The following is a 26,260-nucleotide window of genomic DNA, read 5'->3' on the forward strand; positions in this document are numbered from 1 at the left end:
GGCGCCGGCAATTAATCCGATGAACTGCAGGCCGAGGATCGTAAGCGCGGGCCCGCTAGCATTTCTGAGCACGTGGCGATAAAGTACATGGTTCATCGGGAGTCCACGGCTACGCAGGGTCCGTACATAGTCCCGATCGATCGTGTCGAGAATCGAGCCCCGGATCTGCTGGGCGACGCCGGCGATGGCGCCGATCGCGAGCGCTATGACCGGCAGAATCACGGACGCGAGCCAGCCGCTGAAAGACTGGGTCATCGGTGTGTACCCGGTCGCGTGGAACCAGCCAAGACCCACCGCAAAGATTAGCACCAGCCAGAGCGCGATAAGGAAACCCGGGATCGCGAGCGCGACCACGCTGAGGATCTGGATCAGCGAGTCCACCCAACCCCCACGATAGGCCGCGAGCATACCTAAAAAAATCGCGATGATCGCTGTGAGCGCGACCGTTAGAACGACAAGGGACAAAGTGACAGGAAGACGGCTTTCGATGGCATCCGAAACGCGCTGACCATTCACCCACGAGCGGCCAAGATCACCCGTGACCGCAGACGAAACCCATTCCCAGAATTGCTCCCAGAGAGGCCGGTTCAGTCCCAGCTCCTCGGACTTCCGCGCCACCGTCTCAGGAGTTGCGGATTCACCGAGGAGGCGGCGAGCAATATCTCCACTGGAGCCGTAAAGCATCGCAAATGTGCCGAACGCGACGACAGCCACCAGCATGATGCCGGAGAGTGTCCGCCCGGTGATGTATCTAATCATAATGCCGTCCAAGTCCCTGTCGGCCAGGGCCGGCCCAGTACCGGCCCCGGCGGGATGGTACTACTTGGGCTGGATATCAAAGATCGAGGGATACGTCGTCATCGTCGGCGGGGTGACAGATACATCAGGACTTGAGCCGATAAGGGAAAAGCTGCCCTGAATCGGCGCGAACCACGCATGCTCCACGACATACTTGTTGATCTTGCGCCCCGCTTCTGCCTGAGTGGCCTCATCGCCGGCCTGCAGCTGCTGGATGAGTTCATCCAGCGCCGGATCCTTCGTCTTGAACGGATTGAAGGCGGCGTTCGGCGTGATCACCTGCTGGACGGTTCCCCAGTCAGTAGCGTCGCCCAGCGCGAAGTACACCGCCGAGAACTTCTTGGACAGGATGTCCGTGATCGAGTTCTGCAGCTGGCTCTCGCTCCACTCGACCTTGATGTCCGCCTCGCCGAGCATCTGCACAAGGATCGCATAGTTGTCCCGGTTACCGAAGTCCGGAAGGGTGATCGTGACACCGTCGGGGTATCCGGCCTCGCTCAGCAGCTTCTTCGCCTTTGCAGGGTCGTGGGGATAGGCCTTGTCCAGTTCGGCGTCGTAAGCACGGCCGGCCGTCGGAAAGATCTGCGTGGTAGGACTACCGACACCCGCATTGAGGGCCTTTATCAGCGCCGGACGGTCCAACGCATAGTTGATCGCCTGCCGGACCTTCTCCTTCCCAAGCGGCTCCGAGACCTCGCCGTTCCGATCGAAGAACATAAGTCCGGTAAAACCTCCGGAGTGGATCTCGTTGATTGTCCAACCGGCGCTTCTTGCGGGGCTGACCGCTTCCTTGGGAAGCTGCACGATGTCCGCCTCACCCGCAGTGACCGCGTTCGCGATACTGCCAACGTTCTGCAACGCCTTCACGGTCAGCTCGTCAAAATGCTGGACATCTGGGTTCCAGTAGTTAGGGTTCTTGGTGTAATGATACGTGGAACCGATTACTGTCCCCGACTTGTCCAGCACGTACGCACCGGATCCGACCGGGTCGGTCGCGAGGTCAGGATCTGCAAGCGCCTTGCCTGAAGCGGTCAGTCCGGCGTCCGATGCCAGGTAGAAGAGAAAGTTGGGCTCGGGCTGCGACAGTGTGATGACTACTGTCTTGTCATCAGCCGCCTCGACAGCCGCGACAACTGCCAGCCGGCCGGCGTTCTGCGCGGTTCCGGCCTTGAACCTCTCAAGATTCGCGACTACGACGTCCGCGGTGAGTACGCTCCCGTCCGTGAAGGTCACGTCATCGCGCAGCGTGAGGGTCAGTTTGGTTCGCTTGTCGTCGTAGGTCCATTTCGTCGCGAGCCACGGCTGCAGCTTTCCCGCCGAGTCCAAACGAAGCAGCGTGTCATATACCGCCTCGTAGTAGGCCGCCATCGGGCCCATCGAGGCTGCGGCAGGATCAAGCGAGCCCGGAGCGGCGACGGTGATCAGCGTCGCCGCTCCGCCACCTTTCGAGCCGGTCGCTTCTCCTGCCCCGGAGCAGCCGGTCACTGCGAGAGCGAGAACTGCCGCCGCGCCTACTATCGACTTCCATCTGAACATCGTGTCATTCCCCTTAACCCGAACCGTTCCGCGGGCCAGCACCTCATCTGGGCCCGGGGATTCAAGCGAGATCCATCCGACCAAATGCGCCTGTTGGAAAAATTCTTGAACGCCGAAGGTACAAACTTTCCTAGCGGTACCGGGCGAGGATTCATATGGGAACCTCGGCCGGATCAGAGGCCGGATGAGCCCGGGATAAGCCCTGGAACCATGAGGCCTCGCGATCCGTTTCACAGCTCTTGTTGTCGCTCTCGCCGTTGGTTTCTGGCGACTTGCAGCCTGGATGGAGCTGGGCGCTGGCGAAAGAGTCGGGTCAAGACTCAAACCGGAGTTCGATCGACGAAGCGGGCCTAGCTCTGACACCGTGCTCGCGCGGCACGGACCCGGTGCACCAGATACTCGGATGCAGAAGTATTGGCCCATTTTCTCCGGCGTCCACATTGATGGTTTGGAACGACCTGCGGCAACGAAGCCCGGTACACCGGCCGCCCCTTCACGGTCGATACAGGCGGACGTGGAGTGGTGCGGCAGCAGCCAGGAACTGTCCACCAGAAGTACAGACCGGGCCGCTCGACACAGGTGACCTTCTCTGCGACCACCGTGCCGCCGTTCCGGTTGAAATTTACCACTGGTCGAGGAGCAGTATTGATCTCCGCCTAGCTGCAGCCGCACCCGTTCACCTCCCATCTGATGGCAATCGCATATTTCAGTCAGATCAGCCGAATAGGTTGATTGTCGACGTAGGGTCGCCTACCGCCTTACTCGGCTCTCTATGATTACGTGGGCAGATAGGGGTTCAGATCAGCCGGTAGCTGCGGTAAGCGCCGCTTGATAGCCGTACCGGTATCCGTCCGCGTTGGGGTGCAGCGGAGCAGGGAGACTGAAAACGGGCAAGATCCACGGGTTGACCGAGCAGCGGGCGTGCCCGTTGAACTTCGCCTGGGCGTCGACGAACTGGAAGCCGGCCTGCGTCGCGCGCTGGGCGATGCTGCTGTTGAGCGCGTCGGTACCCTGGTTGATCACCACACGCTTCGGCTGGCTGAGAGCAGGGAACTCGAAGCATGTCCAGGTCGTCTCGAACAAATGCGGGTACCCGAGCACGTAGACCTGCGCGGTAGGAGCCGCCTGGCGGATCGCCGCGTAGGTGGTGTCGAGCTTGGCGTTGAGGGCCGGCAGGCTGGCCTGGAACTGCTGGACCGCCTGGGCACAGCCCTGGTCGGTGGCTAGTAGGCAGTTCGACACCAGTGATCCCAGCCCGACGTCGTTGCCACCGATCGTGATGGTGGCAACGTCGGTCTGCGCACTCAGCCCCGAAACCTGGTTGGCAAGCACGTCCTCAGTCACCGCCCCAGCGCAGGTGACGTCAGTGAAGGTCGTGATGCCGTGAGCGTTGGCCCACAGTGTCGGGTACCCCTGCGGGCTGCGGCCACAGTCAAGGCTTACCCCTGAGCCTCCGAGGCCGGAGGAGTAGGAGTCACCCATCGCCACGTACCGGGTGGCCGAGGAGTATGGAGGCGGCGCCGCGCCGGCGGGAGCGGCAACCACCGTGAGTGCGGACAGTAAGCAGAGAGGGGCCGCAAGTAGGGAGAGTAAGCGGAAGCGGCGTCGTTGCACGGTGTCTCCAGTGGAGGTCGTAGGCCCGTCGGAGGTGGTCAGGGTCGCGCGGCCGCAGCGACATGTGTTAACGCCGAGTGAAGCTATCCATGTCTTTACTTGGAGTCAAGGCTCTATCTTCGTAGACTCCTCAAGGTGTCCGCGTACTCAGTCAGCAGTCTCAGCGGTCGCCGATTCGACGAAGATGACCTCCTCGACGCGGCGCGTGCTGTCTTCCATGCAGAGGGTTACTCATCCGCGCAGGTTGCGGACATCGCACGGCGGGCCGGGACGACCAAGCCGACTCTCTACGCTCGGCTCGGTAACAAGGAGCAGATCTACCTGCACGTCGTCCGACGCGAAGCCACGATCTTCTGGGACTGGGTCGCTGACGCCTACGAGCAGGGCAGCAGCCTCCCCCTCACCGAACTGGCAGCAGTGGGCACCGATCCGCTCTTCCGTTTCGCGGCAGAGCGGGCCGAGGGCTTCGATCTGCTCTTCCGGGGCGACCGGACCGGCGATCGGCCGGCTACGCTACGGAAGGAGGTCGTCAACGGCGTGACCCAGCAACTCACCGCCCTCATCACGCGCCGACAAGAGACTTTCGGACCCAGCCTCGGAGCGAACGCTCACACACTTGCCGCTGCCTGTGTCGGCGTCACCCTCCAGGTCTGCGAGCACACCATCGACCACGGCGGCGACCTGAAGGCTGCCCAACATCTCGCAGCCCGCTTCATCGAGAACGCGTTCCGCAATCTGGATTTTGACGCGCTGACCACGTGATCCGGCCCCTCAACGGAGGCTCGGTGTTGCCGTGGCTCCTCGATGCCGGCCCAGAGCCTTTGAACGCCGGTCGCAGGCACRCCGAGGCCATCCGAGACTGACGGGGATCGCGCAGACATTGCGGAGGCCCGAGGTCCGCACGTCATGTATGCATCACCCGAATGCCAGGTCGCCCAGAGAACCGAGGCGCCGGCCGCCGCTAAATGACGCGTGAACGACTCTCAGAGACGGATCAGCTGACCCGACTGGCCAATAGAAGACGTCTTAAAAGGCCCTCGGCCAGGGACGACAGGCCCAGAAACAGGCGATATTCATCGCGTTTATGATGATCGACACAGACCACTTCAAGCAGTACAACGACCCGTTCGGACAGGCCGCCGGCTACCGATGTATCAAACGGGTCGCTGCGTGCGTGACCGCAAGGATCTGTACCACCGATCTGGCCGTTCGTTACGGAGGTGAGGAGTTCACCCTACGAATTCCGGACACCGGAGATGACCGAGACCCACCCGTTCRGCATCAATGGGATCGTTACCGTGAGTATCGCCCTCAGGGCAGTGGTCCCGGCACCGAACGATGTGGCGTCACGGCTCGCCGATCTGGCTGAAGCGGAGCTGTACCACACGAAACACGAAGGACGGAATCAGCTGAAGATGGCTCCGGTCGGCTCCGCCTGTTAATTCAGGCGGCCTCCATTCGTTCATTGAGGCGGATCCCTTCCTCCGCGCGGGTCGAGTTTTCGGGCCGTTCACGACATACATTAACGAGAGCCGAAACGGCACCCTCTAGGACTTTGTTAGATTTTTGATCGACTGGTTTCGAGGTGCGGATCCGAGTCTGGACCGCTGCTGGGTGAGGCACCGGAGGAGGAGGGGCGTCCACTGGTGGAGGAGCTCACGGCGCGGATGCTGGCGGATCTGCCGCGCAGGGGCCAGCGGGCGAAGCGTGAGTCGTACGTCCGTGGGCTGATGGTCGGCGGGAGGCGGAAGAGCCTGCAGCCGATGGCGCTGCGGCTTGGGGTCGGTCATCGGGGGTTGCAGCAGTTCCTGCGGAACTCGACCTGAGAGTACAACGAGGTCCGCCGCCGCCTGGCCGGTTGGGCGGTCGAGTTCGTCCAGCCCGAGGCGCTGGTCTTCGACGACACCGGCTTCGCCAAGGGCGGCCCGGCGTCCCCGGGGGCGAAGATTGGGGAACTGCCAGGTCGGGGTGTCCATGTACGCGGTCACGGACTGGGCGTCCGCGGCGTTGGACTGGCGACTGTTCCTGCCCGCGAGCTGGGACGACACCGGAGTCGCCGACCCGGCCGAGGCCGCCGCAGTGCGGGCTCGCCGTGCCCGAGCGGGGATCCCCGACGTCGCGCGGCACCGGGAGAAGTGGCGCCTCGCGTTGGACATGCTCGACGAGATCCTTGGCTGGGATGTTCCCGCTCGGCCGGTACTCGCCGACGCCGACTACGGAAACTGCGCGCTGTTCCGCCAAGACCTGACCGACCGCGGCCTGGTCTAGGTCGTCGGCGTCACGCACACCGCGACCGCGCACCCGGCCGCCGCCAAGCCCGCCTGCGCACCGCACTCCGGGAACGGCCGACCACCTGTGCCGGACTACCCGGACCTGCCGCACTCGCATTTCCGGCTCCGACCTTTGCATCCGCGGAGGCTACACACCTTCGATCCTGAACAGTTGAGGGCCACGATCTGAAATTGAATAGATCGGGCGAGCGCTGCCGCATCACCCGAATTCACCCTCGTCAGGGCAGTACAAGACTGAGCGCCTCGACTACGCAGGCGGGTTTGTTGCTGCCTTCACGCTCGACAGTTACCCGGGCAGCTACTCGATACCCGCCGTTCCCTGCCTCTACAGAGAGAAGCTCGACACCGGCCCGCACCTTCGAGTTCACGGGGAGCGGCGATGGGAAGCGAAGCTTGTCGGCGCCGTAGTTGACGCTCATCTTCACTCCCTCGACCCGGTAAATCTGCCCGGTTAGCAGGGGTACCAGCGAAAGAGTCAGGAAGCCGTGGGCGACGGTGGCACCGAACGGTCCCTGTGCCGCCTTGCCGGGGTCGACATGGATCCACTGGAAGTCACCGCTGGCCTCGGCGAAGGCGTCGATCTGTTTCTGGGTGACGGTATACCAGTCGGAATGCCCCAGGTAGGTGCCAACCGCCCGCTCCAACTCGCTGATGCCACGGAAGACCATCATCTTCTACTCCTCATGAAATCGACCGTCCGGGTCAGGATTTCGGCCCGCCAGCGACGTACAAAACCTGACCGGAGACGAAGCCGGCGCCTTCACTCACGAAGAAAGAGACAGTGTGCGCAATGTCATCGGGGGTTCCCGTGCGGGCAACCGGGGTCTGCGCGGCTACAGCTTTCTTGAACTGCTCGTAGGGAATACCGATCGACGCGGCGGTGGCGACGGTCATCTCGGTCTCAATGAAACCAGGGGCGACCGCGTTCACGGTAACACCGAACTTTCCGAGCTCCACCGCCAATGTCTTGGTGAAGCCCTGCAGCCCCGCCTTCGCCGCAGAGTAGTTGGCCTGACCACGGTTACCCAGAGCCGAGGTGCTGGACAGGTTGACAATGCGACCCCAGCAGCCCCTGGTCATGTAACCTTGGACCGCACGAGCCATAAGAAAGGAGCCGCGCAGGTGTACGTTCATGACCGCTTCCCAGTCGCTCACGGTCATTTTGAACAGCAGGTTGTCGCGAATGATTCCGGCATTGTTGACCAGCACGGTGGGCTCGCCGAACTCCACCGCGATCCGCTCCACACCAGCCTGGACAGCCTGCTCATCGGTGACGTCGAGTCCAACCGCGAGTGCCCGGCCGCCGGCGGCTTCGATCGCCTCGACGACCGGCTTGCAGGCCGCCTCATCCAGGTCGACGACCACGATCGCGAGGCCATCGGCAGCGAGGCGTTTCGCGACGCCGGCGCCAATACCACGCGCCGCGCCGGTCACTACCGCGGTTCGAAGAGCGGAGCTGGAGGCGATGCTAGTCATGAAGTCACTCCTGTCAGTGCGAAGGTCGACTCTGGGATCAGCGAGCACGGGTGCGACCAGGGCATGGAGTCATTGCATCGGGATCAGAAACGCGGGCATGCTGATCGGACGGGCACCAGGCACGTCGGGCCCGCTCTCGTCAACGACGACCTGCCGGGCTCGGCGTCAAGGACACTCATGCTCACCCCGAGGTCCTACCGCCCCCCCCAGCTCAGCCGTTCGAGAACCATCGCGATCCCCTGGCCCCAGCCGACACACATGGTCTCCGGGCCGAACTGCTAGTCGTGGTATTGCAGAGAATTGATCAGCGTGCTGGTGATCGGAGCTTAAGTCATGCCGAACGGGTGGCCGACCGCGATCGCGCCGCCGTTCACGTTCAGCCCCTCCCCCTCCATGCCAAGCTCACAGGCTCACGCAATCACCTGAGCGCAACGGGCTCGTTGAGCTCCACAAGGTAGATGCCGCGGATAGCGAGGCCGGACCGGGCGAGCACCCGCTTCGAGGCTTCGACGCGAACGACGTCGCTTCATGGCATCTCCAGAGTGGTCGCGGCCGATCGGAGGTATCCGACCTCACGGTGCCACGACGAGATATGTTTACTCCAAGTAAAGATAGTCACTTCTTTACTCGACGTCAAGGATGTGTGCTCATGGGCCAACTCAGGCGACCACAGCCTCGACCTGCCGCCCCAGTGGCGCTGCCTTCGCCGATTGACAGGGTGAGCCATCTGAGGACGTTGCGGGGCAACCACCCTCGTGCCAGGCTGCCGGGGACGGCCGACGTCGCCATCGAGACGGTCGGAAGGCGACCTGGTCGTACTCGCTCCGGTCACTGCGGCCCGGCAGAACCATCGTCGGTCACCAGCGCGACCGCCGGCACCAACCCGCGAGCGGACCTGGCCCGGGTCTTCTACCTGCAGCAGCGCATCCTCGGCTCCACCGGCTGCACCCGTCCCGAACTCGTCGCCATGCTGCGGACGATGGACGCGACCGGCGTGCGTCCAGTCATCGACCGGGCGCGACCCCTCCGGGAGATCGACAAGGGTCTCCAGCTCATGCTGGACGGCCAGCACACCGGAAAGATCGTCGTTCACCCGCCAACTCCGCACGAGCAGGCGCGAGAAGCGAAGGCCTGATGCCGCCGCGCCCGTAGGACTGTCCCACTCCCCACTGATCGGCAGGAACTGCGGCAAGGTTTCGGGCCGGGTTCCGTTGCGGGCTGCTACCGCCCTCGCCGGCGGCCCGGCTGTTCTACAGGCTGGCCACCCGCTGCGGACGGGTCGAGGAGCGCCGCAGCTTCGCCGAGAACGACTACGCCACACTGATCGCAGCCTCTCACCACCAGCTCCACGCCCCGATCATCCTGTGCTGGGACAACCTCAACACCTACCGCAGTCAGGCCATGCAGCGGTTCTGCACCGCCCACGCCGACTGGGCGCCTGTCGTGACGCGCCCGCCTGCGCCCCCGATCTCCACCCGACCGAAGGTGTCTGCGTGCACGTCAAACGCCAGCTCGCCAACCACACCGCTTGGACGCATCGGCCTGCTCACCGCTGCGGTAACAACCATACTCAAACGTATCCAATACCGACCCGACCTAAGCTCGGTGATCCCGGCCGCCTACGGCAGTCGGGTGGCTGGGCAGCGACGCCGTGCCGCAGCCCACCATCGGCGTCGACGTACCTGCTCCGCCGGCATGGGTCGCAGGGACGATGGTTCTCATCACACCTAGCCTTGGACCGGCGTCCGTACAGCGTCCGAGCCCGATCATCTTCCCATCGACCTTCCACGGGTCGATCCCGACTTACGGAATCGACAGGTCACAGCACTCACGGCTCTTTTTCACCAGGCGTTTTCTCTACGATCTCCGAACGGTCCTCCGCTGGAGACGGTCAGCCGTATCCGATGGCTTCCCGCCCGTCGGCACGGTTCTTCATCGAGCCACTGCTGTCAGACCCGCCTACCCGCTATGTCACCTCCCGTCTGCCGGTCCGTGCGCCGAAGCCAGGCTCTGGCGTCGATGCTGCTTGCGGTGCGGATCAATTTTCAGGCGAGAGCCTGCGCTTCCTACAAGGAGAGGTACTCGAAGACATCACGGGTGAGGGTGCGGTCAACGAAGTCAGCGCCGATGACCTCCGGGTTCGCGGTGGACGCCGTGACGACCTGCTCGATCCACACGCGAGCCGCTGACCGCGGATCGCAATCCGGGAACCTCAGGGACAGCGATCTCCGTGATGCCCGGGGGCGGAGCCTCAGGACTTGTAGCTGCCGCCGAACTGTTCGGGAACGAGGTCGGCTTGCTCGGCGCCCGTTCTGATGAGGTCGAGTATTGCGTCGGCGACCTGTCGGGGTGATTGCGGCTTAGGCGCGTGGCTTGATTCCAGTTGCGACGCGGACTCGGTGTCGCCCCGCAGTGATCGGGTGAACTCGGTGCCCGTGATGAACGGAAACATCGTGGATACCACGATGCCGGCGTTGGCAAGTTCGGCTCGTGCCACGGCGGAGAGTTTTGACAGGCCCGCCTTGGACGCGGCATATCCAGCCGAGCCGGGGAGCGCCGAGAAGGTGATTCCGGAGCTCACGTTCACGATGCTTCCTGCACCCTGCCTGCGCATGACTGGGACCACCGCCTGCATGGTGACCAGGGGTGCGACGAGGTTGAGTTCGAGGACGGCACGGAAGTCGTCGGGATCGATCTTCTCCAGAGGTACGTGCAGCCCTTGACCGGCGATGTTGCACAGCACGTCAATCCTTCCGAAGGTGTCCATGGCAGTACGTACCGCCACCTCGACCTGGCCGGCGTCGGTGACGTCACATCGAACAGCCACCGCGTCGCCGAGTTCGTCGGCGATCTGCCGGATGCGATCCTCTCGACGCGCTGCCAGCACCACTCGCGCCCCGGCCTGCGATGCGGCCCGCGCCGTGGCCGCGCCGATGCCTGATGATGCCCCCGTCACGAAGACAACAGCCTCGCCAATATTCACTGAACGTCACCTCTCGCTTACGTGAGTCGAGTTGATCGAATCGCGTCACCCAAAAGCTATCAGAAGATAGCTATCGTACGGAAGCTATATTGTCAGGCTGTGGATGACAACGAGATCTCCCGGCTCTTCGAGCTCGCGGACCTGATCTTCGCGGTCGGCCGGCAGATCCGCCCCCCGCAGGACCATGCGGCTGAGATGTGCACGCCGGTCGAAAGCGCCGTCATGCGCTTCATCGATCGCCACCCGGGCACCTCCGCCCGAGCGGCAGCCGAGGCGACGCTGCTTCGCTCCAGCAACTTCAGCAGAGTCCTACGCGGCCTCGAGGACAAGGGGCTCGTACGCCGCGACCTTGATCCCCTGGACGCCCGATGCGTACGCCTCTACCCCACGGCGCAGGCACACGAGAACCTCCAGCGGCTGCGCCAGGCATGGAGTCAGACGCTCGCGGGGATAGTGGACGAACCCGAAACAATCGATCTTGTCAACACGACCCTGCGGCGAATCGAGAACGCCTTGGCCGCGCGACGCCCGAGCGGCGACACCAACGACCGATCCTGATCTTCAGCCTGTACCTCTGGTGGCCGGCGCTCGAAGCCACCGCCGACCTACTCGCTCCGGGCTTCCCGTTCGTGTCGACATCCGGCTCGCAACGACCGAGACCGCGCCGGTTATCACAGGAAAGGCGCAAGCTCTCGACTTGAGATCAAAAACCATCAAGATCAATGCGGCTGGCACCACGCGGGGCAGGAGCCGCTGACGGYCATCGGATGACCCGCCGACGCTTCAGGAGATCGCGGCCACCGGCGGAGGACGTCGTCGGGGCGGGAGGGCTGTGCCAGACGAGGCGGAGGCTCCGTCCGGCCACCGCGAAGATCTTCACAGCGTCGTCCGCGTGGGAGCAGACCGTGGTGAACGTCCCGCCGCGCGCGACGACGGCGGCGTGGTCGCTGAACTGGAGTCCCCAGCCGAACACGGTGTCCTCCAACATGCCGATGTCCTGTTCGACGAGCGCGAACATGCGAGGCGCGTGTCCGGCGACGAAGGTCTCCAGCATGCCGGGGGTGTCCTGGATGGCGCCCAGCCAGGCCAGATCAGCCCGGAGACGATCGTCGGGCTGGATGCGGGGTTCAACGGTCATGTGGTCTGTGTCCTTTCCGGATAGCACTGGGCAGGCGGTGCGCGCGCGCGACCGCGCATCGCCCTTCGGTACCGGTTTCCACGCGGGCCGGAACCGGGGCTGGTCGGAGTTCCGCCGGGTCCGCGGGAGAGCAGTGGAACACCGGCGTGGCAGGGGCGCGGTCCCCGTCCGCGGGCATCGGTGGTCCTTTCTGGCGGGAGAGGTGGAACGGTCACACCATCGCCTGGACGGAGGTCGGGCGTCATTCCCTCGCTGACGAACAATCTGTTCGGGACGTGCTGCCCTTCCGACCTGCGCGGATATGCCGGCGGTGGGCTCTTGCTTCGGCGATGACCCCCCATTCCCGGGGTGCGACATGGCGCCTGCCGCCCCTGATCGTCACCGTCGCCTGCTCCGCTCGTCGGCGGCGAACACCGCCAGTCGTCGGCGTGTCACCACAGCCTGTGGAAGGTCGATTGCCGATTGATCCATCGCGGTCCGCCCCGTTGCAGGGCGGCTGTGGGCGTCCGGCAGACCCCATGGCGAACAAACCAGGACGGCATCCATGGTCTTCGCAGGTCACGGCGGTCGCGGCGGGGTGAACGAATCGTTCCCGCTTGTGGGAATGACGGCCCGATCGATGACCGTGATGCTCGCTGTGACCGCTGCCCGCCGTCGCCCGAGTGGGTAGCACCACCGACCAGAAGAGTGATTCGTGATGTCCCAGCATCCGACCAAGACCGCACGCGCCGGCCGGACCCAGAGCCGGTCCGGCCGTCCCGCCGGCGAACACGTCGATTCCGATCTGCTGACCGTGCACCGCGCCGACCGGCGCGATCCCCGTCAGCGGCCCTCCGCGCTGGCGGCCGTCGTGCTGGACGGCGCCGCCGCGCGTACCGGACAGGACCTGCTGGACCTGAGCCTGGGCGCCAGATTGACGCCCGCGGCGCTCGCGGCCGTCGTGCCCGGCGGCAGCGTCACGACCTTGGCCCCGACCGGGACGGCACTGAGCCAGATCCGGCCGACGCCGGAGAACGGCCAGACGTGGGGATCGGTATGGGATCTCGCGGAGCGGCCCCTGCCGCTGCCCGATGCCAGCTTCGACGCGGTCATCGGCTTCAGTGTCCTGGCACCGCTGGGTCATCCCCGCCGCATGCTGATCGACATCACACGGGTCCTCAGACCAGGGGGACGTCTGTCGGTCTGCGAGCTCGTGCTCGCCCGACGTCAGCCCATCGAGCTGGACGGGCTCAGCGCCCACGATGTCAGCCGTGTGGAGAAGGCGATGGCAGCCGTTCGGCCGGCCGCGTACGCGTTCACTCCGGCCCATGCGGTCGGGAACGCGCGTCTCGCGGGGCTCACCGAGGTCGAGTACACCGAGGACACGGTCACCGCCCCGTTGGAGAACGTGATCGTCGCCGAAGCCGCGCTGCACGCCCCAGGCCCGGCCGGCGAGTCGACCTATCAGGTGATCGGCCGGACCCTGGGTGCCGCGTTCGCGCGTCGCTACTCGGAAGCGTGGCGCTCGACCGCCCGCCGGCGCCCCATCCTCCTTCACACCTCCCTCACCTACATCACCGCGATCAAGCCAGACGTCTCCCGCTGACCCCTCCGGCCGCGCGGTCGCCGCCACCGCTTCCCGAGACCTCACTCCTGACTCGCCACCGTAGGGAAACGATCACACTCCGGGGAGATAGGGGCTGGCAACGAGCGAAGAGACGGGCGTTCCCCTCGGTGTTTTCCCAGCTCAGGTGGGGTCGGGACGGGTGAACGGCTTCTTCGCGGTGAGGGGGATGACCACCCGACGCCGTTAGGACGATGGTGTAACGGTTCCGTTTTGCCTACCGTCAGTGAGGACCGTTCCCATGATGAGGATCGCCTGTTCGACGCATCGTGACCATCCCAGAGGGATGAGACCCGGCCCGGTCACACGGTCGGACCGGCCGTGTCAGCCGAGAAGCGGTGTCGCCACCACGGCGCGCTGGTCACGGGGACGGCCGTGAGGGGGACGGACGGCGTCGCCGCTGTGGGGGCCGAGGGGCCGAACGTGGCACGGGTCTACGACTACTTTCTCGGTGGCGCGCACAACTTCCCGGCCGACCGGGAAGCGGCGGCGCAGGTCGAGCGAACGTGGCCGCAGATCCGCGACACCGCCCGGGTCAACCGGCTGTTCCTGGGTGAGGCGGTCCGCCACCTCGCCGGCGAGGTCGGTATCCGCCATTTCCTCGACATCGGGTCGGGTATGCCGACGATGGGCAACGTCCACGAGGTCGCCCAGCAGCTGGCCCCGGACGCCCAGGTCGTCTACGTGGACAGCGACCCGGTCGCCGTCGCGCACAGCCAGATCCTGCTCGCGCCCAACCCGCAGGCCGTGGCCATCGAGGCGGATCTGCTACGCCCCGATCAGATCCTGGACCATCCGCAGGTGTCCCGGCTGCTGGAGCGGGGGCAGCCGGTCGCGCTGCTCCTGGTCGCGGTCCTGCACTTCTTCCCCGACGACACCGGCCCCCGGCACCTGGTCGCCGAGCTGCGCGACGCCCTGCCCGCGGGCAGTCATCTGGTCGTGACCCACGCCACCGGCGACGGACAGTCCCGGCAGGTCACGGAGGCGGCGGAGGTGTATCGGCGCACGACCGCGCCGTTCCAGCTGCGCGACCGCTCCGAGGTGATGTCGTTCTTCGACGACTGCGATCTGGTCGACCCCGGCGTGGTCCTGCTCCCGGGCTGGGAGCGCGACCGGCAGCGAGGCCGGTCACACCTGGCGGAGGGTCGGCTGCCGGTCTACGCCGGTGTCGGCCGCGTCCGGTGAGCCCACGTTCGGGTTGCTCGACATGCTGGAGCGACGGCGACGTCCGCGATCTGCTGTCCCACGCCGACGGGTGGATCGCCACCGCGACCGCCCAGCGATGGCCCCACGGCGAGGCGACATTCGGGCCGATCGCCACGGCGGGCGGGGCGCTGTATCGCCAGGTCCGCGTCGGCGGGGCGGCGCTGTGCGCGACGGTCCGCCTGGCAGGCCGGGCGCTGTCACGCCTCGTCCGCGGCGATCACGGTGATCTCGCCACCGTGCTCGCCGACGGCGACGGCGACGCGGCGACCGCGATCGCCGGCCAGGCCGAGCAGCTCACGGCGCTGGCGGCCTACACCCGCCTGTGGGTGGCTCCCCCGATCGCCTCCACGGAGGGGGTGATGTTCACCCCCTGGGAGGACGGCGCCACGCTGGCCGCCCTGCTCCGGGCCCGGCCGACGGGACTCACCGGGGTGGTGACGGCGCTGATGGACGACCTGAGCGACCTGCACCGGAATCCACCCGCGCACCTGTCCGATGCCGCGACGACGACCCGCGCGCTGCCCCGGGTCGTCGCCGAAGCGTTGAGCCATCCGGTGGACCACCTCCACGTCGGCGACACGACGGCAGGAGAGATCGGAGAGCTTCGGGCGCTCGCCGGCAGCCTGTCGGCGCGGCTCGGCCGGCTGGCCGCCCAGCTGGACCCGATGCTGCTCAGCCGCGGCGGCGTCGCGTTCGGGAACCTAGACCCACGCGGCGTGCTGTATCCCGACGGATCGTCACGGGCGGTCCTGGTGTCCCCCGTGCTCGAACCCGGCGGGGACCTCGTGGACACCGGAACACTGCTCGGCCATCTGCACCCGCTGATCCTCGGCTGCCCGCCACCGGTCCGGACGGAACTCGTCGACGGTGTCAAGGCGTGGCTGTCCGGCCGGCTGGCCGCCAGCCGGGACCAGTGGCGGGACTGGCTGCACGCCGTCCTGACCGTCTGGGCGGCCACCGTCTACGACCAGGCGATCACGTGCTCACCCGGGAGTTGCGCCGACGCGGCGCTGAACGCGCCCTCGCAGCCCTCGCCGACAGCCCGGCCGACCAGCCGGCACGGCAGCTCGACTCCGCTGACCACTGACCTTTACCCGTTCGCAGACCGAAGGTGCACGTCCATGGCTATCAGCCTGAGCCGGCCACCGGGCAGCCGACCACACCCCGCCCCTCCCGCGCCGTCTGTTTCCGCCCCCGCTTCTCCGCCCGGTCAGGGCGTCGCCGTTCGCGGCCGATCCACCGACCCGTTGATCGCTCTCGGTCCAAAGACGACCGCCCAGCCGCCCGAGCGTGCGTTCGAGCTGCTGCGCGGCAGCGCGGTGCGCCTCCTGGACCGGCACGTCCCACGCAACGGTGCGTGCGAGAAGTGTGGATGCGCCTGGCCGTGCCGCGTGGTGGTGCTCGCCGAGAACAACCTCACGCTCGTCCACGACGCCCCACCCGCCTCCGCCAGCCCCGGCCGCGCGGCCGTCACACCACGGGCGGCGGCCAGCCGCATCTCCTCCCACCCGCCCACGCCCCCTCGACGCGACGGCGAGAACAGCCAGGAGAGCCACATGACCACCGCCGTGGTCACCACCACCGCCAGCGCACCCGAACCTGCCGTTCACCTGCTCCCGCACCGCGTCTGGCACTACCCGACCAGACCCCAGTCCGCCAGCGCCGCCCGCCGCGACGTCACCGGGCAACTCCACCAGTGGAACCTCAACCACGTGATCGACACGATCACCCTGCTGACCTCGGAACTGGTCACGAACGCGCTCGCCTCCAGCCTGCGCGGCGACGACGACCTGACGTCCCAGATCGCGATGCGCCTGACCTACAGCGACCACCATGTGATCGTCGAAGTCTGGGACGGAGGACCAGGCCACCCAACCCGCAGGGCCGCCGGCCTCGACGCCGAGGACGGCCGCGGCCTACACCTGATCACCGCGCTGACCCCGCGTACCGGCTACCACACCCCCGACGGCAGCCACCAGAAGCGAGGCAAGGTCGTCTGGGCCGCCCTACCCCACCACACCCCTCGCCCTCACCGCATTCCGACCGCCCCGACCGACGGCCTGCCACGACGAGAATGCTTCGCCGCCCACGCCGCGACCCCGCCCACCCCGGACGTCTTCGACCTCGACCTGCTGCACCGGGTCCGCGACCGGCTGCGCACCCTCGACATCCACCCGGCACGCCCCACACCCACGGGCTCCGGCCATCACGACCCAGCCACCTGACCCGAGAGGCGAACGCCATGCCTGACCCTGCTGCCAGCTCTTGCCCGTCGTGGTGCGAGCAGCCCGCCGGCCACCTCGACGTCGTGCCCGCCGGCCCCGGCGACTACCACGCCTCCGAGTTCACCGTGATCGACCTGCCACCCATCCCCGGGGTCCGTGACCAGACAGCGATCCAGGTCGCGATCGAGCAGTACGTCACCGCGACGACCACCTACCAGCCGATGATCTCCCTCGGCGCCGGAGAAGAGGACCCCGACAGCGAAGCCTTCACCCTCGACGAAGCCGCCCTCCTCGCCGCGACCCTCACCCGCGCGGTCGCCGCCGCCCGCAACGCCCAGACACAGCCCTCTCCAGAGCCGGATGACCGCGCGTGACACCCCCCGTCGCGCGCCTGAAGGTCCGCGGGCACTTCCAGCCGGACAGACGATAGCCAGCCAGTAGAGCGGCACGCCGCCACTCAACCCACTGCACTCGACAGGAATCCGATCTCAGTGGACTGCGCCTTGCGATCAGCCCGCCGGCCTCTTCCGGCGAGGCGTCCGCGCGACCGCAGACCCGCGACGGCGAAACGGCCCGCATGTCACCTCACCCCCGCACTGTCCCACCCGCACTCCGCCCGATCGTGCTGCTCGCCAGGATGCGCGAGATACTCCCGCCAGCGCGGCTGGCGGACCTGCTCGCCGCCTTCGACCCGCCTGTCGCCCCGACGGCACCAGAATGGACCGGCCTGTGCTCGGCGCTGGATGCCTACGACCAGGCGGCACAGTTCGGCCTGAGCACCGAGGAGGCCCGGAACCAGGTCGACATCGCCGCCATGATCTTCCACTTGCGCTACGGCGGCGCTGAGCACCAACCGAGCAGTGGCGTCCACGAGCGTCGAGCCGTCCCCCGCCCGATAAACGCCCCGCACACCGCGACATCACCGCGAACCGCACCCCGTGACCTGGCGGCAGCGATGGCGAGCTCGTGCGTGTCCGTATCGGCCGATGTCGCGGGCACCTCGAAGGAGAGGCGACCTGCCGCCAGTCCGGACGCGGGTCGGCGGAGCCCCTGGCCAACGCCGTAGCCGCCCGGCACATGTCGCCAGACCAAGGCCGAAGCGCACACCTAGCCGCCGCAGCCGAGGACAGCGGTACGCCTGCCCTGACGCGGCCGGCACCGGCAGTCGATCAGCTTTGAGGCCGGGGGCCGCCTCCTGCTGCTGCCGGCCGAGCCCGTAGCCGTCCGCTCAGGCTCAGCAGGGAGAGGGTGCGGGTCGAGCGAAGGAGCCGCATCCTCGGTGGAGCCGGACAGTGGAGTCCACGGACGTGGTGTACGGATCGTGATCGTCTAACGACTCGCCGGCGTGGCAGTTCGTGACGTAGAGCGACCACCGCGTGATCCTCACGAGAAACCTGCGAAAGCGACTCGATGAGGAGATACGCGATGGCCGTGCGTCCGACTGTGACCGATACCGAAGGGCTCGGCAAGGAACTGCTGGCGGCGAGTCCTGATCTGCTGGGCTCGATGGTGAAGGCGTTCGCGGAGGCGTTGATGAGCGCCGAGGCGGACAGTGCCTGTGGCGCCGAATACGGCGAGATATCACCGGATCGCACGAATCGCCGTAACGGTTACCGGCCGCGCGAGTGGGATACCCGGGCCGGAACACTTGATCTCGCGATTCCGAAGCTGCGGACCGGGTCGTACTTCCCGGAATGGCTGCTGACACGCCGCCGGCGGGCGGAACAGGCACTGATCTCGGTCGTCGCGACGTCGTATCTGCTCGGGGTGTCCACCCGCCGTGTCGACAAACTCGTCGAGCAGCTCGGGGTGGCGCACATCTCGAAGTCACAGGTGTCCGAGCTGGCGAAGCATCTCGACGGCCAGGTCGAGGCGTTCCGGTCGAGACCGTTGGACGCCGGTCCGTACCGGTTCGTGCAGGCCGACGCGTTGACGATGAAGGTCCGCGAGGGCGGCCGCGTGATCAACGTGCACTGTCTGCTCGCCGTCGGGGTCAACGGCGACGGGCACCGGGAGATCCTCGGCCTGGACGTCGTGAGCAGCGAGGACGGCGCCGGCTGGCTGGCGTTCTTCCGCGGCCTGGTCGCCCGTGGCCTGTCCGGGGTGCGGCTGGTGACCTCCGACGCCCACCGCGGCCTGGTCAACGCGATCGGAGCGACCCTGCCCGGCGCCTCGTGGCAGAGATGCCGTACCCACTACCTGCGAGACCTCCTCGTCCTCACACCGAAATCGTCGCAGCCCTGGGTCGCCACCGTCGTGAGAACAATCTTCGATCAGGCCGACGCGAACGAGGTCGTCGTCCAGTTCGACCGGGTCGTCGACGGGCTCACCGAAAAACTTCCTCGTGCCGCGGAACATCTCTCCGAAGCGAAAGCAGACCTGCTCGCGTTCACCGCCTACCCACGGGAGATCTGGCGGCAGATATGGTCCTCGAACCCGCAGGAACGCCTGAACAAGGAAATCAGGCGACGCACCGACGTCGTGGGCATCTTCCCCGACCGCGGAGCCATCATACGTCTCGTCGGCGCGGTTCTCGCTGAACAGCACGACGAGTGGATCGAAACCCACCGCTACTTCGGTGTGGAAGTCCTCGCCAAAGTCGATGCCGCGAACAACCCATCCGACACACCCGAGATCAGCGTGACGCCCGAAGCCCTCGCCGCATAACCTTCCATCGGGATCACGCGGAGTCACTCTCCGTACACCACACCCCCGGACGTGACCGAGCCGGACCAGACGCCGTCGGAACGCGGGAACAGGTTCAGGTCGCCGTGGTCCCAGACAGGTGATCGAGGTCGAGGCCGGCGGGCCTGCCGAACGAATCGGCATGATCACGCCGGATAGATGCATCCTAACACCACTGTCTGCGCAGGTCAGGTGTCTCTCGGGAGCCGAAGAGAAGCTTCGTCGTGGTGGGAATGACTTGCCCCCCGGGCTCCAGCCATCGTGGCGTGGCGCCATACGCAGCATCCACCGATCTTGATCGGTGCGCGGGCCGTACCACCCGAGGGAAGCGAGATGATCATGTCCTTGTGTCGCGTTCGCGCCCAATCCGCGGGCGCGCGTTTCGCCGTCCCCCCGCAGCCCTGGGACGATCGGCGTTCGCCGACGGTCTGCCCTGGCCGACCGGGGAAGCTGCGTCGGGTCAATGGGGCCGGTACCGGCTTCGAGCACATCACCTGTACTACCTACGCACCCGGCGTGGCCGTAGCCGCGAAGCGGATGGCCGACCCGATCCACCGGTGCGGTACGTCTTCCCAATCGAACCATTCGCGAGAGTCGGCGTCCGGAAGGGCTGGCGCTGGACAGACAGGGACCCAGTCGCGTCGTTCTCACCCGGCCGTACTCGACATTGCCGCCGACACATCATCAGAGCATTCCCTTCACCTAGCTCATCGCTACTTCCATATTCTGGGTCAGAGGAGCGACCTAGACTGCCATTTCCCGTCTCATTAAGGTGTCGAAAAATGACTTCAGTCCAAGATTCGAGCGCCACCGACAGTGCGGCCACGTTGCGTGCCGCGATGGTGGACCAGCTTCGCACCACGGGGGACGCGATCAAGACTGGGCAGGTGGCCGCAGCTGTGGGCAGGGTGCCTCGGCACCTTTTCGCACCCGACGAACCGCTGGAGGCGGTCTACGCCGCGAACAAAGCACTTGTGATCAAACGTGATGGGAACGGTGCGGCGCTCAGCTCGCTGTCCGCCGCGCACATTCAGGCGGTCATGTTGGAGCAGGCCGAACTTGAACCGGGCATGCGTGTCCTGGAGGTTGGCTCGGGCGGCTACAACGCCGCCCTCATCCAGGAGATGGTCGGTAACGGCGGCTCGGTGACGTCCGTCGACATCGACCAGGAGATCGTGAGCCGGGCCCGCGCCTGTCTGGGCGCGGCCGGCTATCGAAATGTTGAAGTCGTGGCGGCCGACGCCGAGGCCGGCGTACCCGAAAGAGCACCCTATGACCGGATCATCGTGACCGCCGGGGCCTGGGACATCCCACCAGCCTGGCAGGAGCAGCTCACGAACGACGGCAGGCTCGTCGTGCCGCTCCGCCTGCGGGGGCTGACCCGGTCGATCGCGTTCGACTGGGTCGACGAGGACGGTGACGTCGGTCTGGTCAGTCGCAGCTATCGCCTGTGCGGATTCGTCCCGATGCAGGGGCTCGGGACGTTTCGCGAAAGGCTCGTGCCTATTACCGACGAGGTCGTGCTTCGGGTCGACGACCCGTCCCAGGAGTTCGACGTCGAGGGGCTGCGCGACGCGCTGGACACGCCGAAACTGGAACGCTGGTCCGGAGCGGCCTTCGATCTCCCTGACGAGTTGGAACTCTTCCTCGTGACGAATTTCCCTCAGGTCGCACAGCTGCATGTAGACGAGACACAGGTCCAGAACGGCCGATTCGCGCCCTCGGCCGCCAGAGGTGTTCCCACGCTGGTCAACGGTGGCAGTTTCGCTTACCGCACCAAGCGCCCGAACGAGAAGACCGGCGGGTTCGAGAGCGGCGTCGTCGCGCATGGTCCCGACGCTGACCGCGTTGCCGAGCACTACGTGGAACTGCTCCGCCGGTGGGCCAGCGATCACCGCCGTTCCGGTGCCGCCCGCATCCAGTACGTCCCGAAGGCCGCAGGGACGCCGGCGCCGTTCGTGGGGCTGGTGCCGAAACGGCATGGCGCTGTCGCTGTCCGCTGGCCCTGAGTTTCCGCGCTCCCGAACGGATGTCCGGGCGCCGGAATCGCACCACCACCACCACCACAACCCAGGAGGTCTTCATGCCCATCCAGCTCGATGACCCGGTGTTGACCATGCCCCCGCAGGCGCGGCGGGACCAGGAGGAGGACTTCACCACATGGGACCTGGACGTCTCGATCGTCGAGTCCGGACCGGCCGCTGACCGGCTCATCCGGATGACCGACGACGGCTGCGGCACGACGTGCCAGTCGGCCTGCTCGACCACCTGCCCGTAACCAGCGCACCGACGACCTGAGAACGCGGCGTCCGTCCGGCCGGCCTCGGCGGCCGGACGGACGCCGCCCGACTGCGGAGCGGCTGGTGTATCAGCATCTCGACTTCCTGGTGGTGCGTGCCGCGGTGAACCCGGCCGTGGACGCGGTCGAGCGATGGCCCGACCTGGTCGGACCGGCGGCCTTACCAGAGTCCTGGCGCCTCTGGTTACGGCAGGTGATGCAGAATCGCGCCTTCGAGACGGCGCTGGAGCAGGCCAGCCCCGTTCTCGCTCGCCGCGTTCGGGAGATCCGCGACGGACGCCAGGTGCCCGAGGCCGGGGTGCGGCGCGCCGTGCTGTCGGTGATGCGCTACCTGCTTCGTGCGTCGGGACGCGCGACGCCGTTCGGCCTGTTCGCAGGGGTCGCGCCAGCGTGTGTCGCTGACCACGCCTCCGTGCGCGCAGGCGCGGCGCACCGTGCCGTCGCGCGGGTCGAGGCTGGCTGGCTCTGCGCGGTGGTCGACCGGTTGGAAGCCGATCCGGCCGTCCGAGCGCGGTTGGATGTGGTGGCGAACAACCTCGTGTTCGAGCGGGACGGCCATCTGGTGCTGGAGCACCGTGCCGGAGAAGGCACCGACGGTGCCCCCACGCGCGTGCAGGTGCGGGCGCACGCACCGGTCCGCGCCGCAATGGGCATCAGCCGCCGCTCGGTGCGGCTCTCCGACCTCGCGGCCAGGCTCGCGTCCGAGTTCGCTCCGGTCCCGGCCGACGTCGTCGACAGACTTCTGGCCGATCTGGTGGCGCAGCGGTTCCTGCTCACGAACCTGCGGCCTCCGATGACGGCGACCGACCCTCTCCATCAGGTCGTGGATGTGCTCCAGGCAACCCTGGACGGCGCGCCGGTCACCGCCGAGGCGGCCCGGGTCGCCGAACGCCTAAACAGGATTGTCGATGGGCTGCGGAACCATGACAGCGCGTCGAGCTGGGCCGTCGCGCGCAGCAGCCGCGAGCGCCTCGGCCAGGACATGGCTGAGGTCCACCCTTCGGCGGAGCCGGCACTCCGGGTTGATCTGCGGATGGACTGGGCGCTTGCTGTGCCCCGCTCGGTCGCGGCCGAGGCCGCCGCGGCGGCGGGCGTGCTGGTGCGCCTGGCGCGGCGCTCGACGCTCAGCTCCGGCTGGGACGCCTGGCATGGCCGGTTCCTCGAACGGTACGGGCCGTGCGCTCTGGTTCCCGTTCTCGACGCGGTCGACCCCGAGATCGGACTGGGTTATCCCGCCGGTTATGCCGGAAGTCCCGCACCACCCGTGGGCGTGACGTTCACCGATCGGGACGCGAAGCTGTTGGCGTTGGCGCAGAACGCCGCGCTGCGCCGCGAACGGGAGATCGTCCTCGACGACAGGATGATCAGCGACCTCACGGTCGTCGATCAGGACGCCCGCGTTCAGCCCACCACGGAACTCACCCTGCGCGTCCACGCCGCGCGCACCCGCTCGCTCGACGAGGGCGCGTTCACGCTCGCGGTCGTCGGGGTGTCGCGCAGAGCCGGCACCACGACCGGACGATTCCTGGACCTCTTTGACGCGCAGGACGATGCGCGGATGCGCGCGCTGTACGCGGGTCTTCCCACCGCGAGCCGCGACGCGCTGAGCGTGCAGATCTCCGCGCCCGCCCGCTACACGAACACCGACACGGTGGGACGCGCCCCCCAGGTCATGGCGCACCGGCTGTCCCTCGGTGAGTACGACGACAGTGAGGGCGGGGGCTCGCTGTCGCTGGACGACATCGTGGTGACGGCCGATGTGCACCGGATCTATCTGCTCTCGCTCTCCCGTCGCCAGCTGGTGGAACCGGTGGCGCTCAACGCGGTGGAGCCGGTGCGACGCGCGCATCCGCTGGCGCGTTTTCTCGCTGAGGCACCGGCCGCGCTGAGTGTTCCCTGCGCCCCCTTCGGCTGGGGGGTCGCGGCTCGGCTGCCGTTCCTGCCGGCGCTGAGGCATGGACGAACGGTCCTCTCGCCGGCGCGCTGGCTGCTGGGGGCCGCGGACCTGCCCGGCTCCGCGGCCGGCTGGACGGAGTGGGATCGTGCCCTGGCCAGCTGGCGGGAGCAGGTCAACCTCCCCTCGGCGGTCTATCTCGGCGACGGTGACCAGCGCATCGGACTGGACCTGTCCGAGCCGGCCCACCGGGTACTGCTGCGCTCCCACCTCGAGCGCTCCGGCGCCGCGCTGCTGCGCGCCGCCCCCGGCACCGACGCGGCCGGCTGGGTCGGCGGGCATGCCCACGAGATCGTCGTACCCCTGGCAGCGGTCGCCGCGCCGGCGGCGTCACCGGGCTGGCTCAGCCGGGCGCAGGTCGTCGGCCGTGATCACGGGCATCTGCCGGGCTGCGACGCACGGTTCTCGGTCAAGCTCTACGCCGGCCTCGGTTGCCAGGACGACATCCTCACCCGCCATCTGCCGCACCTCGTCGACGAGCTGAACGAGCAGGCCACGGGCGAGGCTCGGTGGTGGTTCCTGCGTTACCACGACCCCGACGACCATCTGCGCCTGCGGCTCGCGGTCACCGCCGACGGTGTGGCGCCGACCGCCGACCGGATCGGCGCCTGGACCCAGCGGCTCCGCCGCGCCGGCCTGATCTCCCGCGCGCAGTGGGACACCTACTTCCCCGAGACCTCGCGCTTCGGGGGCACCGCCGCGATGGACGCCGCGGAGGCGTACTTCGCCGCCGACTCGGCGGCGGCCCTCGCCCAGCTCGCCGCCTCCAGGGAGAAGAGTGGGCCCGACCGTCGGGCGTTGACCGCCGCCAGCGTGGTCGACATCGTGACCGGCCTGATCGGCGACACCGCCGAGGCGACACGCTGGCTGATCAGCCACACCCGGACGGAGTCGTCCGCCCCGGCCCGCACGCTGTACCAGCAGGCCGTCGCCCTGGCGAACCCGGCCGACCCACGCGCCTTGGCCGCACAGCCCGGAGGCGAACGCGTCCTCTCCTGCTGGGCGCACCGGCGCGAGGCACTCGCCGCCTACCGACACGTCCTCCAGGAAACCCGCGCGGAGGCTCCCAGCGCCCTACTGCCTGATCTTCTGCATCTTCACCATGTCCGTATGGCCGGAGTCAGCCTGGCCGGGGAACGCGCCTGCCTGCACCTGGCGCGCGCCGCCGCACTGAGCTGGACCGCGCGCACGAGGAACCCATCATGACCAGCTCCGATCCGGACGCGCTCGCCGCCGCTGACGCCGTCGCCGAAGCACTGGCCGACCCGCACACCGCCTGGGCCGCCCAGCGACCGGCCGGGGGAAGGGCGTGGCCGCAGTCGCTCGCCGGCGGCGCGGCGGGCGTCGCCCTGCTCCACATCGAACGTGCCCACTTCGGGCACGGCGACTGGAGCACCGCGCACGCCTGGTTGTCCGCCGCCGCGTCCGACGACCTGACCGCGGCGGCCAATGCGGGCCTGTACCTGGGCGCTCCGGCCCTGGCCTTCACCCTGCACACCGCAGCCGGACCATCGGGCCGGTACCACCGTGCCCTCGCCCATCTGGATCTGGCCGTCGTCGCCATGACCCGCACCCGACTCGCCGCGGCCCACACCCGCATCGAGCAGGGTCGGCGGCCCGCGATGAAGGAGTTCGACCTGATCCGGGGCCTGTCCGGAGTCGGCGTCTACCACCTGCGCCGCCACCCCGATCACCCGATCACCGGCGAACTGCTGTCGTACCTGGTCAGACTGACCGAACCACTGACCGGAAGGGACGACCTCCCACCCTGGTGGACGGACTCTGCACCCAACGGCGAACCCAGCCCCGAGTTCCCCCAGGGACACGGCAACGTCGGCCTCGCGCACGGCATCGGCGCCGTCCTCGCCCTGCTCTCCCTGGCCCACCTGCACGGCCTGCCGGTCCGTGGCACCGACGAGGCGATCGCACGGATCTGTGCCTGGACCGACCGCTGGTGCCAGCACGGCGACACCGGCTGCTGGTGGCCCGGATTCATCACCCTCCGCCAGGTCCGCGAAGGCAGGGTCGCCGCGGCCCTGCGGCCCCGCCCCTCCTGGTGCTACGGCGTCAGCGGCACCGCCCGCGCCCAACAGCTCGCCGGCATGGCCCTGCGCGACACCGCACGCCAGCAAGCCGCCGAGAACGCGCTCCTCGCGGCACTTCGCGATCAGGCGCAACTCGACCGGCTCACCGAGATCGGCCTGTGTCACGGCACCGCCGGTCTACTCCAGTCCGCCTGGCGCATGGCGACCGACTCCCACAATCCCCAGATCACCGCCGAACTCCCCGGCCTGTCAGCCAGGCTGATCGCGCAGATGGGCACAACCGTGCGCGACCCCGAACTTCTCGACGGCGCCGCCGGCGCCGCCCTCGCCCTGCACACCGCCGGCACCGGCGCCGCCCCGACGTCGGGCTGGGACGCCTTCCTCCTTCTGGCCTGATCAGGAGCCGA

The 26,260-nt window shown here is 67.4% G+C and carries 22 protein-coding genes and 1 pseudogene; 15 read left to right on the forward strand and 8 right to left on the reverse strand.

Annotated elements, in window-relative coordinates; all coding sequences use genetic code 11:
- From CcI49_RS36490 to CcI49_RS36500, 3 genes are all read right to left on the reverse strand, one after another.
- Positions 1 to 759, reverse strand: a 759-nt coding sequence (locus CcI49_RS36490; protein ID WP_198955738.1) for an ABC transporter permease, incomplete at its 3' end; no start/stop codon positions are given.
- A 60-nt stretch (positions 760 to 819) separates the two neighbouring features.
- Positions 820 to 2,334, reverse strand: coding sequence for an ABC transporter substrate-binding protein (locus CcI49_RS36495; RefSeq protein WP_076834140.1), 1,515 nt, complete (start codon positions 2,332 to 2,334; stop codon positions 820 to 822).
- Between the two features lie 801 nt (positions 2,335 to 3,135).
- Complete coding sequence (locus CcI49_RS36500; RefSeq protein ID WP_054571300.1) at positions 3,136 to 3,816, reverse strand: SGNH/GDSL hydrolase family protein; 681 nt, start codon at positions 3,814 to 3,816, stop codon at positions 3,136 to 3,138.
- 267 nt (positions 3,817 to 4,083) lie between these two features.
- On the opposite strand from CcI49_RS36500, the gene CcI49_RS36505 reads away from it, so the two are divergent.
- The 3 genes from CcI49_RS36505 (at position 4,084) to CcI49_RS40245 (ending at position 6,216) form a co-directional block, all read left to right on the forward strand.
- The gene (locus CcI49_RS36505) at positions 4,084 to 4,710 is read left to right on the forward strand and encodes a TetR/AcrR family transcriptional regulator (RefSeq protein ID WP_054571299.1); all 627 of its coding nucleotides are present in this window, start codon (positions 4,084 to 4,086) and stop codon (positions 4,708 to 4,710) included.
- A gap of 884 nt (positions 4,711 to 5,594) precedes the next feature.
- The gene (locus tag CcI49_RS44305) at positions 5,595 to 5,774 is read left to right on the forward strand and encodes a transposase (protein WP_277872777.1); all 180 of its coding nucleotides are present in this window, start codon (positions 5,595 to 5,597) and stop codon (positions 5,772 to 5,774) included.
- A gap of 121 nt (positions 5,775 to 5,895) precedes the next feature.
- Positions 5,896 to 6,216, forward strand: a complete 321-nt coding sequence (locus CcI49_RS40245; protein WP_347280170.1) for a transposase — start codon at positions 5,896 to 5,898, stop codon at positions 6,214 to 6,216.
- A 241-nt stretch (positions 6,217 to 6,457) separates the two neighbouring features.
- Here CcI49_RS40245 and CcI49_RS36525 read toward each other — a convergent pair whose 3' ends face one another.
- From CcI49_RS36525 to CcI49_RS44635, 3 genes and pseudogenes are all read right to left on the reverse strand, one after another.
- The gene (locus CcI49_RS36525; RefSeq protein WP_076834144.1) at positions 6,458 to 6,910 is read right to left on the reverse strand and encodes a MaoC family dehydratase; all 453 of its coding nucleotides are present in this window, start codon (positions 6,908 to 6,910) and stop codon (positions 6,458 to 6,460) included.
- Between the two features lie 31 nt (positions 6,911 to 6,941).
- A complete protein-coding gene (locus CcI49_RS36530; protein ID WP_054571295.1) occupies positions 6,942 to 7,715 on the reverse strand; it encodes an SDR family oxidoreductase in 774 nt (257 codons plus the stop codon).
- Positions 7,716 to 7,909: 194 nt separating this feature from the next.
- Positions 7,910 to 8,226, reverse strand: a pseudogene (locus CcI49_RS44635) (acetyl-CoA C-acyltransferase); the annotation flags it as partial.
- A gap of 207 nt (positions 8,227 to 8,433) precedes the next feature.
- Here CcI49_RS44635 and CcI49_RS36540 point away from each other — a divergent pair.
- The gene (locus CcI49_RS36540; RefSeq protein ID WP_158230875.1) at positions 8,434 to 8,850 is read left to right on the forward strand and encodes a zinc-binding dehydrogenase; all 417 of its coding nucleotides are present in this window, start codon (positions 8,434 to 8,436) and stop codon (positions 8,848 to 8,850) included.
- A gap of 1,116 nt (positions 8,851 to 9,966) precedes the next feature.
- Here CcI49_RS36540 and CcI49_RS36545 read toward each other — a convergent pair.
- The gene (locus CcI49_RS36545) at positions 9,967 to 10,698 is read right to left on the reverse strand and encodes an SDR family oxidoreductase (RefSeq protein ID WP_054571294.1); all 732 of its coding nucleotides are present in this window, start codon (positions 10,696 to 10,698) and stop codon (positions 9,967 to 9,969) included.
- 99 nt (positions 10,699 to 10,797) lie between these two features.
- Between CcI49_RS36545 and CcI49_RS36550 the strand changes: the two genes are divergently transcribed.
- Positions 10,798 to 11,256, forward strand: a complete 459-nt coding sequence (locus tag CcI49_RS36550) for a MarR family transcriptional regulator (RefSeq protein ID WP_076834148.1) — start codon at positions 10,798 to 10,800, stop codon at positions 11,254 to 11,256.
- Positions 11,257 to 11,401: 145 nt separating this feature from the next.
- Here CcI49_RS36550 and CcI49_RS36555 read toward each other — a convergent pair whose 3' ends face one another.
- On the reverse strand, positions 11,402 to 11,836 hold the full coding sequence (locus tag CcI49_RS36555) for a hypothetical protein (RefSeq protein ID WP_076834150.1): 435 nt from the start codon (positions 11,834 to 11,836) through the stop codon (positions 11,402 to 11,404).
- Between the two features lie 697 nt (positions 11,837 to 12,533).
- Between CcI49_RS36555 and CcI49_RS36560 the strand changes: the two genes are divergently transcribed.
- The 10 genes from CcI49_RS36560 (at position 12,534) to CcI49_RS36610 (ending at position 26,249) form a co-directional block, all read left to right on the forward strand.
- Positions 12,534 to 13,421, forward strand: coding sequence for a methyltransferase domain-containing protein (locus CcI49_RS36560; RefSeq protein ID WP_076834152.1), 888 nt, complete (start codon positions 12,534 to 12,536; stop codon positions 13,419 to 13,421).
- A 393-nt stretch (positions 13,422 to 13,814) separates the two neighbouring features.
- Complete coding sequence (locus tag CcI49_RS36565; protein WP_076834230.1) at positions 13,815 to 14,624, forward strand: SAM-dependent methyltransferase; 810 nt, start codon at positions 13,815 to 13,817, stop codon at positions 14,622 to 14,624.
- Positions 14,621 to 16,870, forward strand: a complete 2,250-nt coding sequence (locus CcI49_RS43905; protein WP_241840467.1) for an ATP-binding protein — start codon at positions 14,621 to 14,623, stop codon at positions 16,868 to 16,870. Before CcI49_RS36565 ends, CcI49_RS43905 begins: the two co-directional genes overlap by 4 nt.
- A 17-nt stretch (positions 16,871 to 16,887) precedes the next feature.
- Positions 16,888 to 17,244 carry a hypothetical protein gene (locus CcI49_RS36580; RefSeq protein WP_076834154.1) on the forward strand — a complete coding sequence of 119 codons (357 nt, stop codon included), beginning with the start codon at positions 16,888 to 16,890 and terminating at the stop codon, positions 17,242 to 17,244.
- 203 nt (positions 17,245 to 17,447) lie between these two features.
- Positions 17,448 to 17,936: a hypothetical protein gene (locus CcI49_RS36585; RefSeq protein ID WP_152991644.1), complete on the forward strand. Its 489-nt coding sequence runs from the start codon at positions 17,448 to 17,450 to the stop codon at positions 17,934 to 17,936.
- Between the two features lie 359 nt (positions 17,937 to 18,295).
- A complete protein-coding gene (locus CcI49_RS36590; protein WP_076834159.1) occupies positions 18,296 to 19,537 on the forward strand; it encodes an IS256 family transposase in 1,242 nt (413 codons plus the stop codon).
- An 800-nt stretch (positions 19,538 to 20,337) separates the two neighbouring features.
- Entirely contained in the window at positions 20,338 to 21,564 is a 1,227-nt protein-coding gene (gene fxlM / locus CcI49_RS36595) for a methyltransferase, FxLD system (protein WP_076834161.1), read from the forward strand.
- 74 nt (positions 21,565 to 21,638) lie between these two features.
- The gene (locus CcI49_RS36600; protein ID WP_054571360.1) at positions 21,639 to 21,833 is read left to right on the forward strand and encodes an FxLD family lanthipeptide; all 195 of its coding nucleotides are present in this window, start codon (positions 21,639 to 21,641) and stop codon (positions 21,831 to 21,833) included.
- 85 nt (positions 21,834 to 21,918) lie between these two features.
- On the forward strand, positions 21,919 to 25,014 hold the full coding sequence (locus CcI49_RS36605) for a lantibiotic dehydratase (protein ID WP_076834163.1): 3,096 nt from the start codon (positions 21,919 to 21,921) through the stop codon (positions 25,012 to 25,014).
- The gene (locus tag CcI49_RS36610) at positions 25,011 to 26,249 is read left to right on the forward strand and encodes a lanthionine synthetase C family protein (RefSeq protein WP_076834164.1); all 1,239 of its coding nucleotides are present in this window, start codon (positions 25,011 to 25,013) and stop codon (positions 26,247 to 26,249) included. Before CcI49_RS36605 ends, CcI49_RS36610 begins: the two co-directional genes overlap by 4 nt.
- Positions 26,250 to 26,260: the final 11 nt, after the last annotated feature.

It is taken from the genome of Frankia sp. CcI49, from assembly GCF_001983215.1.
Classification (GTDB): domain Bacteria; phylum Actinomycetota; class Actinomycetes; order Frankiales; family Frankiaceae; genus Parafrankia; species Parafrankia irregularis.

What these genes read in the sequence shown, in the direction of transcription:
- CcI49_RS36600 (WP_054571360.1), top strand. Translation starts at nt 21,639, where the DNA reads ATGCCCATCCAGCTCGATGACCCGGTGTTGACCATGCCCCCGCAGGCG.
- CcI49_RS36580 (WP_076834154.1), top strand. Translation starts at nt 16,888, where the DNA reads ATGCCTGACCCTGCTGCCAGCTCTTGCCCGTCGTGGTGCGAGCAGCCC.
- CcI49_RS36585 (WP_152991644.1), top strand. Translation starts at nt 17,448, where the DNA reads ATGTCACCTCACCCCCGCACTGTCCCACCCGCACTCCGCCCGATCGTG.
- CcI49_RS36560 (WP_076834152.1), top strand. Translation starts at nt 12,534, where the DNA reads ATGTCCCAGCATCCGACCAAGACCGCACGCGCCGGCCGGACCCAGAGC.
- CcI49_RS36610 (WP_076834164.1), top strand. Translation starts at nt 25,011, where the DNA reads ATGACCAGCTCCGATCCGGACGCGCTCGCCGCCGCTGACGCCGTCGCC.
- CcI49_RS36590 (WP_076834159.1), top strand. Translation starts at nt 18,296, where the DNA reads ATGGCCGTGCGTCCGACTGTGACCGATACCGAAGGGCTCGGCAAGGAA.
- CcI49_RS36525 (WP_076834144.1), bottom strand. Translation starts at nt 6,910, where the DNA reads ATGATGGTCTTCCGTGGCATCAGCGAGTTGGAGCGGGCGGTTGGCACC.
- CcI49_RS36530 (WP_054571295.1), bottom strand. Translation starts at nt 7,715, where the DNA reads ATGACTAGCATCGCCTCCAGCTCCGCTCTTCGAACCGCGGTAGTGACC.
- CcI49_RS36495 (WP_076834140.1), bottom strand. Translation starts at nt 2,334, where the DNA reads ATGTTCAGATGGAAGTCGATAGTAGGCGCGGCGGCAGTTCTCGCTCTC.
- fxlM (WP_076834161.1), top strand. Translation starts at nt 20,338, where the DNA reads ATGACTTCAGTCCAAGATTCGAGCGCCACCGACAGTGCGGCCACGTTG.
- CcI49_RS36500 (WP_054571300.1), bottom strand. Translation starts at nt 3,816, where the DNA reads ATGGGTGACTCCTACTCCTCCGGCCTCGGAGGCTCAGGGGTAAGCCTT.